This is a genomic window from Nocardia sp. NPDC059240 (assembly GCF_042753865.1).
Classification (GTDB): domain Bacteria; phylum Actinomycetota; class Actinomycetes; order Mycobacteriales; family Mycobacteriaceae; genus Nocardia.
The window spans coordinates 226,236-238,926 of record NZ_JBHZAC010000002.1 but is presented as its reverse complement, the minus strand read 5'-3'; the positions used below and the strand labels follow the sequence as shown (position 1 = coordinate 238,926).

Below are 12,691 nucleotides of genomic sequence, written 5' to 3'. Positions count from 1 at the left end.
GATGGGTCGAAGCTGGTCGCTGACCGACCTCGAGTTCCTGGTGCTGTGGGAGGAGCTGGGCGAGGAGTCGCTGCCCGCCCCGCTGTTCTTCACCAGCCGTACCGCATTCTGGGACGCGCACCTGGACAACAAGGCTCGCGCCCGCAGCGCCCTGCGGGACCGCGATCCTGATCTGGATTACGTATTGCGTGCCGTGCACATGCCGGAGTTGCGGGTGGAGGTGCACGGCTGGGACGGCCGCGACCCGCGCGCTCCGGCGGCCGGCATTCGTATGCTCGGGGTGCGCAGCGGCGAAGCCGGTTATCTGGTGGTGCAACGGCCGGGCGAAACTGTCAGGCACAGTGCGGGATTCACCATCACCGAGTTCTGGGCGGCGGAGCTGGCGACCGAAGTGGTGGCCGGGCTGCCGGACACCGCCGCCGGGCGTGGCCCCGACACCGTCCTCGCCGAGCCCGAGGACACCGCCATGGTCGACTACGCCTTCGGCCTGTCCCCGGCGCACGAGACCCTGGAGGGCGGCGTGGTCGACCGGGCCGCCGAGTTTCTGGCCGCGCCCGCGCCGAGCATGGGCACCATCGATGTGGTGCAGGGCCGTTCGCGTTTCGGCCCGCGCGGCGTCACCCGGCATCACCTGGAATGGCGGGATCTGGACGCGGACGGCCGCTACGTGGTCACCGCCGAGCAGCCGCCGGTCGCGGTGCCCGCGGATCGCCGCCGGATGATCACAACCCTGGAATCGGTGATCGCCGAAGTGGTGTTGGCGATCGCGGACGAATGAGAGGCAGTGCAGTGGCATCCGAGGCAGTGCCGTCGAGTGAGGTGGCGTCGAGCGAGTTCACGTTTCCGACCGAGTTCACGCTCGCGTCGCGCACCGGGGCGATCGTGGTGACCACCACGGAACAGGGTCTGCCCCGGGCGATCTCGGTGGAGCGCGAGCACCTGCGCGGCGACCCCGAGCAGCTCGCGGGCGAGATCCTGCGGCTGTGCCGACAATCCGCGGCCCGCGCCGGAATCGAGCGCCGTGCCCAGCTGAAGGCCGCGGGCCTGGCCCCCGAACTGCTGGCCCTGACCGGTCTGCCGACCGCCGAAGAGGTGACCCGGCAGGAGTACATCGAAGAACAGGACTACGAGACCGAACCCGACAGCTGGCTGCGACCGATCTGAGTGTCCGGTGCCGGAGCTTCTGGGGGGTTCGCTGAAATATACAGTGTGGCAACATTATCCAGCAGACCGCAGATAACCTGCGGAATACCTGGAGTTCACCGCATCGTTCACGGGTTGGTGAACTCTTTGCTGTACCGGGTGAATCTCCGCTCTGTATAGTTCGATTCGAAATGATCTTCCTGATGGGAGCCTCATGAGCAACCTCGTTGCCACACCGGACGCGATTCGCGGCTACGGCGAGGCGTCGGCCGCCATGGCGAGCACCGTCGCCGGAGCCGCCGCGGTCGACCAGGTCGCCACCGTCGTGGGTCTGGTACCCGTCTTCGGTCTGATCGGGCAGGACTTCCTGCTGAGTTACGCGGGCGCACAGGGCAATCACCTGTCCTCGGTCGCCGAGCTGGCCGCCGTGCACGCGGGCACCGCCGTCGCCGCCTACGATGCGGCCGCGAACTACGAGGCCGTCGACGACGCCTCCGGGGTCGACTTCCTCTCGCTCACGCGGGACCTGTGACCACGCCCCTGGAAGGGGCCGCCGGGGCCGCGCCCATGATGGCGAGCAGCCAGACGGTGGCGGATGCCTTGCGCGACACCACCTTCGCGCCCCTGCTGGACAGCCCGGTCGGCGATGTCCTGCAGACGCTCGGCCTGCCCGCGCTGCCACAGCTGCCCGCGCTGCCCCCGCTTCCGGACATGCCGCCGCTGCCCACCCTGGATCTGACCGCGCTCACCAAGCCGCTCACCGATCTGGCCTCCGCGTTCGGCACCGGTCAACTGGGTCAGGGCGTGGACGCCTCCCAGCTGCTCTCGGGCGTCTCCTCCGCACTGCAGCAGATCATGTCGATCGCCCAATCGGTCATGTCACTGGCCAACTCGGGCAACTGGCAGGGCAGCGGCGCGACCGGCGCGGCCGAGAAGGGCACCGAGGCGCAGACCAATGCGCTCGAGCTGGAAACCCAGAACCTGCACCAGAAGACGGTGATGACCGGTGCCGCCGGGTCGGTGGCCACGGGTGCGGCCATGATGTCGGCCATCATCACCAAGTTCGTCACCGGCGTCACGATCGCCGCACCGTTCATCGCCACCCCGCCCGGGCAGGCGTTCCTGCTGTCGCTGGCCGGCGAGACGGCCTCGGAGGCCACCGCGGTGGTCGCCAAGACCCGCACCGAGATGACGGTGCACAGCGCCAATATGACTACCGCCGGGCAGAAGGTGAAGGTCACTTCCGCCCCGACCGGCGACTCGCTCTCACAGGTGTCGCAGCTGCTGAGCCTGATCTCACCGCTGAGCAGCGCGGCGAGTTCGGGCGTGCAGCAATTGCAGTCGATCAGCCAGGCCTCCACCGTCCAGCCGACCCTTGACGCCGAACCGATTGCCGCACCGACGGATTCGGGCGGGCTCGGTGCCGGTGGCCTCGGTGCGGGCGAGCTTTCGCCGATGGGCATTCCGAGCCTCCCGGCGACCGCCGCACCGCTCGGTCAGGCCAGTCCCCGCACCATGAGCGCGACGGCCACGCCGACGGTTCCGGTGCCCGCTCCGGTCCCCGGTTCCGGTGCGATGGGCATGGGCGGCGGCATGGTGCCGCCCATGGGCATGGCGGGCGCGGGCGCGCACACGGCGGGTGACGCCGACGAGGACGTGCGCACCAATCTGGTCACCGGCGAACACGGTGACGAGGTGGTGGGCGAAATGGGTTACACCGGTGTGCCGGTGGTCGGCGCGGTCGGCACCAACGGCCCGCGCCCGGCGCACTAGCCCGGTCGTCCGGTGCGAGAAACCCGGTCGGTATTTGTCGGCGCGACGCGGTAGGATTCGCGCGGAAAGGGAGGGACGATGAGCGAATTCAACTTGGGCGGTGTGCGTTTCGACGCCGACACCGTACTGTCCGCGGCCGCCGATCTGGACGCGATGGCCGACCGCTTGGAGGCTGCGCTCGGCGCGGAGGGCCACGCCCTGTCCGTACCCGCTGCGGGCTCGGACAAGGTGTCGCTGGCCGCGGCCGACACTCTCACCTCGGTCGGCACTTCCTTTGTCGCGCAGACCGGTTCCGGTGTGGACGAGCTCCGCAAGCTCGCCGCCCTGGTGCGTGGTCAGGCGAACGCCTTCGGCCAGGTCGAGGTCGACAACGCGACGGACTTCATGAACCTCTGAGCCCGTCGGAGCGTCGGCGGTCGAGTCAGACCGCCGACCTGCGATGGACATCGAGGACGTTGGTTCGATTGAGCCAGAACACCTCGAACAATGCGTCCTCACCCTCGCCATGCGCGAAGTCGATTTCGGGGGCGGTGACCGGCACCAGGGTGATCATCTGCAGGACCGGGGCGGTCGCGTCCGGGAAGAGATTGAACCCTTGGTCGAAGGTCGGGTTCACATGCGCTATGACCCCGACGATTTCGGTACCCTCCACGATGGGCTGATCATTCTCGAATATCGACCCGAACTCCATCCCGCGGCGGTTGCGGATGATCATGGACGCAATCGAGTCGACGAGGTAATGGGCGATGTGCTGCTGATCCGAACGGAGTGAGCAGACCAATTCTTCGGGCAGCATCGACGTAATGTTCTGAAACCGAAGCCCATTCGTCACGACGGTGGTGACGGGCGGCTCCTCGACATCGTAGAAAGTCAAGTCGTAGCCGCGATTGCCGTTATCGGTATTCGCCGATTCGACGCGCTGCACAGGTCCGAGGCGGCGCTCGAGATGTTCGAGAAGTCCAGTGAACTTTTGGTCTTCCGGCATGGTGCATCCCTAATCTATTTCGAGGAGTTCGGGGTCCTGTGGGTTGCGAGCCTATCATCGTCGAGGATCGCCAGGTTTCCGTCCTCCCTTGATGATTCCGCTGTCGTCCGGGGGTGCCGCGGGGATGGGCGGGATCGTTTCACCCGGGAACAGACGCTTGTAGAGCTTGGGGTAATTGCCGTAACCGGGGTCCGTCGATTCGTGGTCGTGGCCTTCGTTCTCCTCTTTCAGTTCGAGCCGGTAATGCCCTGGATCGTCGTATACCCGCTCGAACTGTTCGACGGTTCCCTTGTGGTACAGGGCAAATGAGCGCTGCCGCCAGTATTCGTACTCCGGTAGATGGCCCATGTGGGCGCTGTTGGGCTCCGGAATGGTGAATTTGTCGTGCGGCGGATTCGGTGGATTCTCGCCCCGCTTATACCAATCCGGTGGATCGGTCTCGGTGCGTCTACCACCGACCATCTCATGGAACCGAGGGTGACCGTCCGATCCCAGGACTACCGGAATGGGTCTGCCGGATACGGCACACTTGTATGTTCCATCCGCATTCATCTCGGTCGCCGCATAGACGGAATACTTGGTGGCAGTGGAGAATGACGGGCGATCACCTGCGTAGACGTACCCCATGAATTTCTGGTCATCCCGAAGATGATCGGGTGTTTCCGGAGTCGGTTCGAGCGTGCCTTCCCGTTCGACCCATGCGCCATGCCCGTGGTCGGCGGTCGCGTCCCAGCGCAAGGGCGGTCCGGACTCGCCGCTGCGGAGCCGAGCCTCCTGGCCGCCGGCGTAGAGGTAGTACTTCTCCGGGAGGGCATTCCGCCGCAAATCCCGCTCGGCTGCGGTGATCGGGTGGCCCGGATCGGGTGACGGCATCGGGGGGTGGTGCGCGTCCGGCTCGTAGACGATGACCATCCGGTGTTCCGGCATCGGCCGGTCGATTCCGGCCATGCGGGTGCGGTCGAGGTTATTACTGCCGCCTGCGTTGATGGTGTAGTCGTAGTTGTTGTTGCCGGGCGGCGGGAACTCGGTGTGCTCGTCGACCCGGAATGGGTTGGTACGGCCCTCGTAGCGCTGCTTGATGGCTTCCCACAGGTCGGTGCCGGTGATGTGCCCGCGATTGCCGGGCCGGCCACCCGGTTCCTCCGGCTTCATGTCCCATTGGATCTCGATGCGCCCGCCGGGTTTCAGTGTCGTCTCGAGCCTGTCGGCCATGGCGCGGTAGGCGGCCTCGTTCGGGTGGGCGCTGACATTGTTGATGTAGACACGCCCTGCTTCGCCGCCCGGTCCGTCGCCGAGCAGATGCCCGTTGCCGAGCAGATCGCCGAACACCATGACGGTCCCCGGCTCGGTGAGCGGACCCGGATCGAGGATGCCGCGATCGCGTCGGCGTTGGGCGGGGCCCGGCATTTCCGAGGCCAGCTCGGTCTTGATGACGAGGCCACCGCCGGAGCGGTCCGCCGCGGGGGTCAGTTCGACCGCGAACGCGCCGCGCCCGACACCGACATCGATGGTGTGCCCGCCCTCGACCGCGGCCTGCACCGACGGCCGTTCCACCAGCGGGATTCGCTCGTCGTGCTCGCCGAAGGTGTTCTGCTCCAGCGGTAGTCGATGCTGTGGCCGAGGCCGGGGGAGCACCTCGACGGCGGAGTGGCCGTCGACCGCGTCGTGCAGGACCACGGTGTATTCGACATTGAGCCCGTGTTCGGTCGCGCCGCGGTTGGCGCGGTCGATGCCGCGCAGGAACTCCCCGAGGGTGGTGTGCTCGCCGTCGATGGTGAGGCGGCCGGTGGTCATGTCGATGCTGCCGGTGATGTGGTCCGGGCCGAAAGCCAGTGCGTCCGCGGCCTTGTGCATGTGCTCGAAGCCGCCGGGGCCGATGGCGTCGCGCAGCGCGTCGGGCATGGCGTCGTGGAGGTTGTCGATGGCCCGGTGCAGGGCGTCGGCGCGGGGCTGTCCGTGCCCGGCCGGGTCGTTGACGGCGGCACTGATCGGGTCCAGCGTCTCGAACAGCTCCGGCCAGGCCTTCCGCGCGGCCTCGACGCTCTGGTCGAAGATCGGGTCGAGGATGCGCCGCGCGAGTTCCTCGCGCAGGCGGCCCTGCATACCCATCTCCTCGGCGCGCAGCACATCGTCGGCGTGCGGGCCGGTCAGCAGGTCGCGCAGCTGCGTCAGATGTTCCCGGGCGGCATGGTCGAACTGGTCCTCGGTGAGCGAGGGGTCGAAGGTCGGCCGGTGTTCCAGAATGCCGTGTTCCGCCAGCGCTATTCGGCGGGCCAGCTCGGGATCATACTGGCGCAGTAGTTCTTCGGCGATCGGCGCGTGGTCCGGATCGCGCAGTCCCAGCCTCTCGGTGAGATCGTGCAGATCCCGGCGCACGCCCGGCAGCTCGCGCGCCGGATCCGGATCCATCACCGCCCGATCGAAATGCGCGGCCAGCACCCGCAATTCGGCGAACCGCCCCGCTAGATGCGGGGTCAGCTCGCCGGGCCGGTCCTCCCGCACATCCGGCCGCAGATCCAGTGGTATCGGATCATCCTGAGCCAGCCGGATCTCGGCCAGCTCGTGCGCCAGCGCCCGCACCACATCCTCGTCGCGGGCATGCCGCGACAGCCGAATGTCGTACCCGTCCGCGCTCGGATGAATCTCCGCGACATTGCGCCTACCGGTATCCGGCTGCAGCTGCGTATCGGCGATCTCGATCCGGATCTTGCGACCGTCCTCGAGCAGGAAATACCGCTCATCCCGATTCCACGAGATCCCCTCGGGCGTCATCAATCTCAGCCCGTCATCGATCTCCCCGTCGAGAAACTCCTGACTCAGCTCGCCTTCCGGCCGTGCGTCACCATGGAATTCGCCGACCGGGGCCGCCGCCGCAATGCCGGGCCGACGGTTATCGGATACGTGCGGACCGACCTCGGCATCATGCGGTGTGGGAAAGGGAACCAGTACCGGCCCGCCCTCACCCGGCAGTCCGGCATGCGGCTCATCCGCCCGGCTCCGCCCGCCCGGATCGGAGGGCTCGCGCTCCGCACCGGAACCGCGCCCCTCGCCGGTCGGATGCCCCGCCCCCTGCACCCCTTCCTCATCGCGCGTAGAGGTTTCGGCGGGCGTGTGACCGTCGCCCGAACCACGCCCTTCGCCTGGCGGGCGGCCGTCATCGGCTGAGCGGCTGTCACCGGTCGTGCGGCCATCTCCAGATGCGCGGTCGTCGCCGCTGGGTGTGTGACTGCCGGTGCGGGCATCGCCTTCGCCTGGCGGTCGGCCATTGCCGGGTGCGTCACCTTCGCCGGGCGCGTGGCCGGTCTCGCTCAGCCGGTCCCGGATGGTGCGATCGATCCCGCGCGAGGCGGGGTCGACGCCGGTTCGGGCGGCTTGAACCGGCGGGCTGTCGCCGCGGAAGGACTTGTCGGGCGCGGTTGCGCGGGATTCGGGGCCGGGCACAGTGGGTTTGGGCGCGGTGCCATCGTTGGGCGGCCCGGTGCGGACGTCGCGAGGCAAGACAGTGGACCGGGCCGGGTCGGCGGCCGGGCGGCCATCGCCGCCGAGATGGGTGGTGCCGGAGCCCGAACCGGCGCTCGACGAGCTGCCTGTGCTCTTGGCGGCCTCGGCACCCGGTCCGTTCTGTGCGGGGGAGTTCGGATCGGTGCCCTGAATCGGGCCCGTCGCCTGATTATTCGGGTCCCGAGTGGGTTCGGGTGCGGCGTCGAGCCGCGACTCCGGTGTGTGGCTGCCCGGATCGGTGGCGCGAGTGGGCTCGCCCGTGTGGTCGGCGGGCGCGTGTGAGTCGCCCGCGGTCGAGGTGTCGCCGGTAGCCGTGTGCGTATCGGGCGTGCGCTGCGCGCCGAAATCCGAAGTGTCGGACACATTCTGCGGATCCGCTTCCGGACGCTCCCGGCGAGTGTCGATGCCCGCCGCGCCCGAATTGTCGGCAGGCGCCGAGTCGTGTCCGGTATCGGTGTTCTGCGGGTGTTCGGTGGTCGGCGCGCCGGCCGCACCGGACGGGTGCATCGAGGGACCGCCCTCGCCGCCATTCGGTGCCGAAGTGTCCGAGCCACCCGAGGTGCCGGTGCCCGGCTGTGTGGCTGCCGGTCTCGGTTCGGCGTCGCCACCCGGCCGGCCGTCAGTGCCCAGGTGATCGAAGGACGGCGTGGTGCCCCTACCCGGCACGCGCGTGCCGTCGGGGATCTGCGAATCCACCGGGATCCCCGCGTGATTGGAGCGCCCCTCGTATCCGTGCAATCCGGCGGGCCCGGCCCCGGCCAATCCCGCGCCGACGATCGAGCGCGGATCGAACTCCCAGTTCCCGTTGACCAATCCATTGCCGAGCCACCCGGCCCCGGCCCCGCCCACTCCGGCGGCGAATCCGGTCAGCGCGCCGTTGAAACTGCCACGCCACCCGCCCATCTCGGTGGGCAGCACCGAGTGTGCCCCGAACCCGACGGCTCCGCCCGCCGCGCCGGACAGCGCCGCGACGGCCGCGTTCTTCCCGATCGCGCCCCAGTCGTACCCGTGCCCGTGGCCGTCCATGTTCTGGACGGTCTGCACCGCGAGTTCCTGCCCGACGCTCTGCACGGTCGACACCACCGCGCCCTTGCCGATCTCGTAGATCGACTTGACCACGATCTCCTTGAGCACCTCATTGGTGATCCGGTTGCCGATCAGGCTCTCGATGCGCTTGGTGAGCAGCTCGCCCAGCTCCCGGAAGGTGGTGCGGGCGAGGGTGATCACCTCGATCTCCGTCTCGGGCGCGAACGGTCCGGTCATGGCCGCCCATGCCATCTCGCCGACCAGCCAGGCGCCCGCGATATAGAAATTGAGCTTGGCCGACTGCAGTTGATCGCCCATATCGTCGGCGGCCTTGGACAGCTGGCGGTAGTTGTCGCCGAACTCCTTCACCGACCCGTGCCCCGACGCGTCGCCGTCGCGCAACGGCTGCAGCCATTCGAGGGCCTGCTCACCGCCGACGCCGTCGGGATAGGCGCCCTTGATGGAGTCCATCAGGTGCGTCAGCTCGTCGTGCAGCGCATCCGACTGTCCCGCAACCGATTCCAGATCCCGGGCCATCTGCCACATCCGGTCCTCGTTGCCGTGCGGCCACTCGGAACCCACCAGCCAGCTCATCCATTCGAGCCAGGATGGAAATTCCAGCGCCACAGGTCACCTCACGCCGGTCGGATCTGATCTTGGCGAGACCGACTGTGCCACAACGCACCAGGTGAACTCAACACGAACGGCGAATGTGGAGCGCATGACCGGTTAACGGCCGCTCGGTAGTTATTGCCGGTGATAGGGTCCGCCCCGAAAGGAGACCGTATGCCCGACCGCCCCGAACCGGCGCGCACGAGCGAGACCGTGACCCCCGGCTTCGTGCTGTGCTACGAATGCGACGGCGTCGGCCGCTGCCCCCGTTGCGACGGTGCCGGCTGGCTCACCGACGACACCGGCGAGAAGCGCAAATGCCCGGTGTGCCACGCACACCGGGTCTGCCTGATCTGCCGGGGCGACGGCCAGCTGGCGATCTCCCGGCTGTCCAGATACCAGCGCGGCTACTACCCGCAGTTGCGCGCGCCGGACTGACTCACCAACTGGAGTCGGTGGCTCCCCGGTTGGCCTGGTCGGAACTCCACTCGTCGTAGTCGACCGCATTGCTGAACCGTGGCGCGGGCTCGGTGTACTGTGCCAGCCGTTCGCGCGCCTGCGGCGGCGCCAGTGAGGCGGGCGGGATCGGCGCACGCGTCGCCAGCTCGGGCATCCCCTCGATCAGCTCCGACAGTCTGGGCATTTTCGCCCGTCGATCACGCAACGGCTGCAACAGTTCTCGCGACTGCCGCTGCACCTCTTCGGTGGCCTGCTGTGCGGCGGCGGTCACCGCGGCGGCGATCTCCTGGTAGGTGAGTTCACCGATATCGGCGGCGAACCGGGTGGAGATCACCACGCCATCGGCATTCACCGTCACGGTGACCCGTCCGCGCGCCGCCGTCCCACTGGCCGTCAACTGTACCCGGCGCTGCGATGCCTCGGCGATCTCACGCATCTGTGCGGTAAACCCCTCGAGAATCGATGCCGCAGTGGATTCCCCTTCATCCCTGGACATTTCGCGCTACTCGAACGTTCCGGTATTGCCGTGCTCCATGGCCTCGAGCGCCGCCGCCGACTTGTCCAACCCCGTCTTCAGGTTCTCGAACGAGGTCGCCAGATTCCCGGTCCCGGTGACCAGATTGTCGCCACCGCTGACGAACCCCTTCGCCCCGTTGGCGAACTTGCCACCGAAATCGTCATCGCCCCAGGCGGATTCACCCGGCGTCATCGCGGTGTGCGCGTCGGCGGCCATGCGCTGCAACCGATCCCGAATCTCCTCGGCGAATCCGGCCGCACTGCGCACCAGCTCCGGATGCGCTTCCAGTCTCTCCGCCATCGCGCCCCTCACGATTCATCCGACCAATCGAAGCATCGACTCTCCCACGGCCATCCGATGAACGCAACGTGAACTGCCTCTGCGCGGCCCCGATCCGCGCCGGGCCGGGATTGTTCGTATGCTCGAGACCGGACCGCCCCGCCACGGGGCCGACATCGACCCCGGGGAAGGAGCGGGCATGCCCGACACGCTGCCGCTGGCACGCACCAATGCGGAGGCCCGCCTGTTCGTCAGCCTGCAACCCTGCCCCACCTGCGGCGAAACCCGCTGCACCTTCCGCAGCGCCGTGGTGAACATCGACGGCGTCCTGGCCAGCCGCTACACCGGCGAATGCCCCGGCTGCGCCGCCCAGCGCGCCTACGAGTTCCGCCTCCCCGCCGACATCCTCCCGCCCCCGGCGAACACCGTCCGCTTCGGCGCCGAAGACCCTTCCGAGCTGCTGGATCCCGGTGTCTGGCTCTGGTATTCCGACCTGTGCGCCCGCCAGGTCCCCGCCACCACCGCCGACCTGGACACTCGCGCGGTGCGCGCCGCCCGCCACGCCCTGGCCACGGCTCTGGCCGCGATCGAGGAAACCCTCAAATTCGTCCCGGCGTCCGCCGACCGCATCCCGGCATCCGCCTTCACCTCCCCCGAAGGCCGAGCCGCCTACGCCCGCGAACCAGGCCGCTTCACCCGCCCCCGCCTGGAAGCCTTGCGCGACACCTACTCCGCCATCACCCTGGACTGACCCGGCCTCACCCGCCGGTGATCACCTTGATCGCCGCATCCTTCGCCGCCTCGTCCACGTTCCCAACCCGGAACCCGCGACTCACAATGTGCTGCACCAACTCCGGCTCCGGCGTGAGCCCATGCTTGTGCAGGTAGTGCGACACCGCCCCCGCCCACACCCACACCCCATCGGTCCGGAAATTCAACGGCACATCCCGCTCCGCCGGCGCGAACTCATCCTGATCAAAACTCCGAGCCGCCAACACAATCGGCGCCGACTCCAAGTACGCCAACACCGCCATCCGGGAATTCCCATCCAACTCCGGCCGATTCACCACCGGCCGCCCGTCGGCACCCTTCTCGTCGTAAACCTTCGCCATCCGAGGCGGCTGCACCGCCCCGGGCTTCGGCTCGATCCTGACCGTCGTCTCCACCTCCGGCCCGGTCTGTGCCGGCGCAAACGGGTTCTGCACCATCAGATTCGGCCCGGACACGAGCGGGTTCGGCACGGGCGTGGCTGCTGCGAATGGATTGGGTGCGGCAGCCGCGGCCGCGAACGGGTTGGGGCCCGGCATTGCGGGCTGACCCACGGGTGCAAAAGGATTCGCTCCGGGAGCGGGCGCGAACCCAGGCACCTGCCCCGCTCGCGGCTGCGCCATCAGCCGCGGCCGCGCCACCTGCGCCACCACTCCCGCCACCGCTGCGGCGAAGGACAGGACGACCGTCAGCACCAGTAGCCAGAACCCGGCTCCCGCGTACTCCCAGAAGTTCGGTCCCATAATGGAGAACACGTCCCCCAGCCCGCCGACCGCGCTCACCGCGATGAGCCCCGCCGCAGCCCCACTGGCCGCTCGCACTGCCGCATTCCGCACACCGAATCCAGCCAACAACGCGATAGCCACAACGAGCACCGCGATCGAACCCAGCGTGAACCGCACTGCGGACCATGGAAAACCCGCGGTTTCTCCCGCGCTCCAGATGGTTGTGAAATGCCGCGTCCGGTCCACCGCCGGTACGAACGTCGCCCCGAAATCGACCGCCGCGGCAACAATCAGGAATACACCGGCAACCCGGTCGGCGGCCCCGCCTGCCTGCTGCACCGCACCACGTTTCGCCACCACGGCATCCCACAACGCGGTCGCCAACGCAGCGATGCCGAGCACCATCACCAGCGTGATCACCCAGTACCCGGAGCCCAGCGAGACTCCATGCCCGAAACCTCGTCCATACCCCACCACGTCCTGCGACGCGATCTGCAACGCCATTCCGCTCGCGAACGCCCCCAGCCAGAACAGTCCACCGCGCCGAGCCCCCACTCCCACTGCGAGCGGTATCCCGGCAACCGCGGCAGAGATCGCCACGAGCACGTAAGGCGCCACGCCGAAGTAGTCGGAGAATCGCGTGGACCCATGATGGATCACGACCTTCCAGACAAACGCATCCCACTTCCCGTCGCCGTAGGTCATTACGGGCAGCCAAAACATCGCAACCGTCAACACCGCCGCCGCGATCAGCAAAAACCCCGCGATCCGCCCGACTGACCGTCTCGGCTCCCCGGTTGTCATCGCAGGCACACCGGTGCCCCCGTCATTCCGTGTGTAAGCCATACGTTTTCGTGCCTCTCCCTACCAAGCTGTCCCCGGCCACCCCGCAAACAGCCCGTA

General features: G+C 68.1%; 12 protein-coding genes. 7 read left to right on the top strand and 5 right to left on the bottom strand.

Annotated elements, in window-relative coordinates; genetic code table 11:
• Position 1 precedes the first annotated feature (1 nt).
• The 5 genes from ACFXHA_RS07005 (at position 2) to ACFXHA_RS06985 (ending at position 3,312) form a co-directional block, all read left to right on the top strand.
• Positions 2 to 778, top strand: a complete 777-nt coding sequence (locus ACFXHA_RS07005; RefSeq protein WP_379353856.1) for an ESX secretion-associated protein EspG — start codon at positions 2 to 4, stop codon at positions 776 to 778.
• An 11-nt stretch (positions 779 to 789) separates the two neighbouring features.
• Positions 790 to 1,164 carry a hypothetical protein gene (locus tag ACFXHA_RS07000; RefSeq protein ID WP_379353854.1) on the top strand — a complete coding sequence of 125 codons (375 nt, stop codon included), beginning with the start codon at positions 790 to 792 and terminating at the stop codon, positions 1,162 to 1,164.
• 193 nt (positions 1,165 to 1,357) lie between these two features.
• On the top strand, positions 1,358 to 1,675 hold the full coding sequence (locus tag ACFXHA_RS06995) for a type VII secretion target (protein ID WP_379353852.1): 318 nt from the start codon (positions 1,358 to 1,360) through the stop codon (positions 1,673 to 1,675).
• On the top strand, positions 1,672 to 2,916 hold the full coding sequence (locus ACFXHA_RS06990; RefSeq protein WP_379353850.1) for a hypothetical protein: 1,245 nt from the start codon (positions 1,672 to 1,674) through the stop codon (positions 2,914 to 2,916). Before ACFXHA_RS06995 ends, ACFXHA_RS06990 begins: the two co-directional genes overlap by 4 nt.
• A 78-nt stretch (positions 2,917 to 2,994) precedes the next feature.
• Entirely contained in the window at positions 2,995 to 3,312 is a 318-nt protein-coding gene (locus ACFXHA_RS06985; protein ID WP_379353848.1) for a PE family protein, read from the top strand.
• Between the two features lie 25 nt (positions 3,313 to 3,337).
• Here ACFXHA_RS06985 and ACFXHA_RS06980 read toward each other — a convergent pair whose 3' ends face one another.
• Entirely contained in the window at positions 3,338 to 3,901 is a 564-nt protein-coding gene (locus ACFXHA_RS06980) for a suppressor of fused domain protein (RefSeq protein ID WP_379353846.1), read from the bottom strand.
• A gap of 54 nt (positions 3,902 to 3,955) precedes the next feature.
• Positions 3,956 to 9,055 carry a GH-E family nuclease gene (locus tag ACFXHA_RS06975; RefSeq protein WP_379353844.1) on the bottom strand — a complete coding sequence of 1,700 codons (5,100 nt, stop codon included), beginning with the start codon at positions 9,053 to 9,055 and terminating at the stop codon, positions 3,956 to 3,958.
• A gap of 159 nt (positions 9,056 to 9,214) precedes the next feature.
• Here ACFXHA_RS06975 and ACFXHA_RS06970 point away from each other — a divergent pair, with 159 nt between their 5' ends.
• Complete coding sequence (locus ACFXHA_RS06970; protein ID WP_379353842.1) at positions 9,215 to 9,478, top strand: hypothetical protein; 264 nt, start codon at positions 9,215 to 9,217, stop codon at positions 9,476 to 9,478.
• Between the two features lies 1 nt (position 9,479).
• Here ACFXHA_RS06970 and ACFXHA_RS06965 read toward each other — a convergent pair whose 3' ends face one another.
• Positions 9,480 to 9,995 (bottom strand): YbaB/EbfC family nucleoid-associated protein, encoded by a 516-nt coding sequence (locus tag ACFXHA_RS06965; protein WP_379353840.1) that lies wholly within the window; start codon positions 9,993 to 9,995, stop codon positions 9,480 to 9,482.
• Between the two features lie 6 nt (positions 9,996 to 10,001).
• Positions 10,002 to 10,316, bottom strand: coding sequence for a hypothetical protein (locus ACFXHA_RS06960; protein WP_379353839.1), 315 nt, complete (start codon positions 10,314 to 10,316; stop codon positions 10,002 to 10,004).
• A 178-nt stretch (positions 10,317 to 10,494) separates the two neighbouring features.
• Between ACFXHA_RS06960 and ACFXHA_RS06955 the strand changes: the two genes are divergently transcribed.
• Complete coding sequence (locus tag ACFXHA_RS06955) at positions 10,495 to 11,046, top strand: hypothetical protein (protein WP_379353837.1); 552 nt, start codon at positions 10,495 to 10,497, stop codon at positions 11,044 to 11,046.
• Between the two features lie 7 nt (positions 11,047 to 11,053).
• Here ACFXHA_RS06955 and ACFXHA_RS06950 read toward each other — a convergent pair whose 3' ends face one another.
• Entirely contained in the window at positions 11,054 to 12,544 is a 1,491-nt protein-coding gene (locus tag ACFXHA_RS06950; protein WP_379353835.1) for a hypothetical protein, read from the bottom strand.
• Between the last annotated feature and the right edge of the window lie 147 nt (positions 12,545 to 12,691).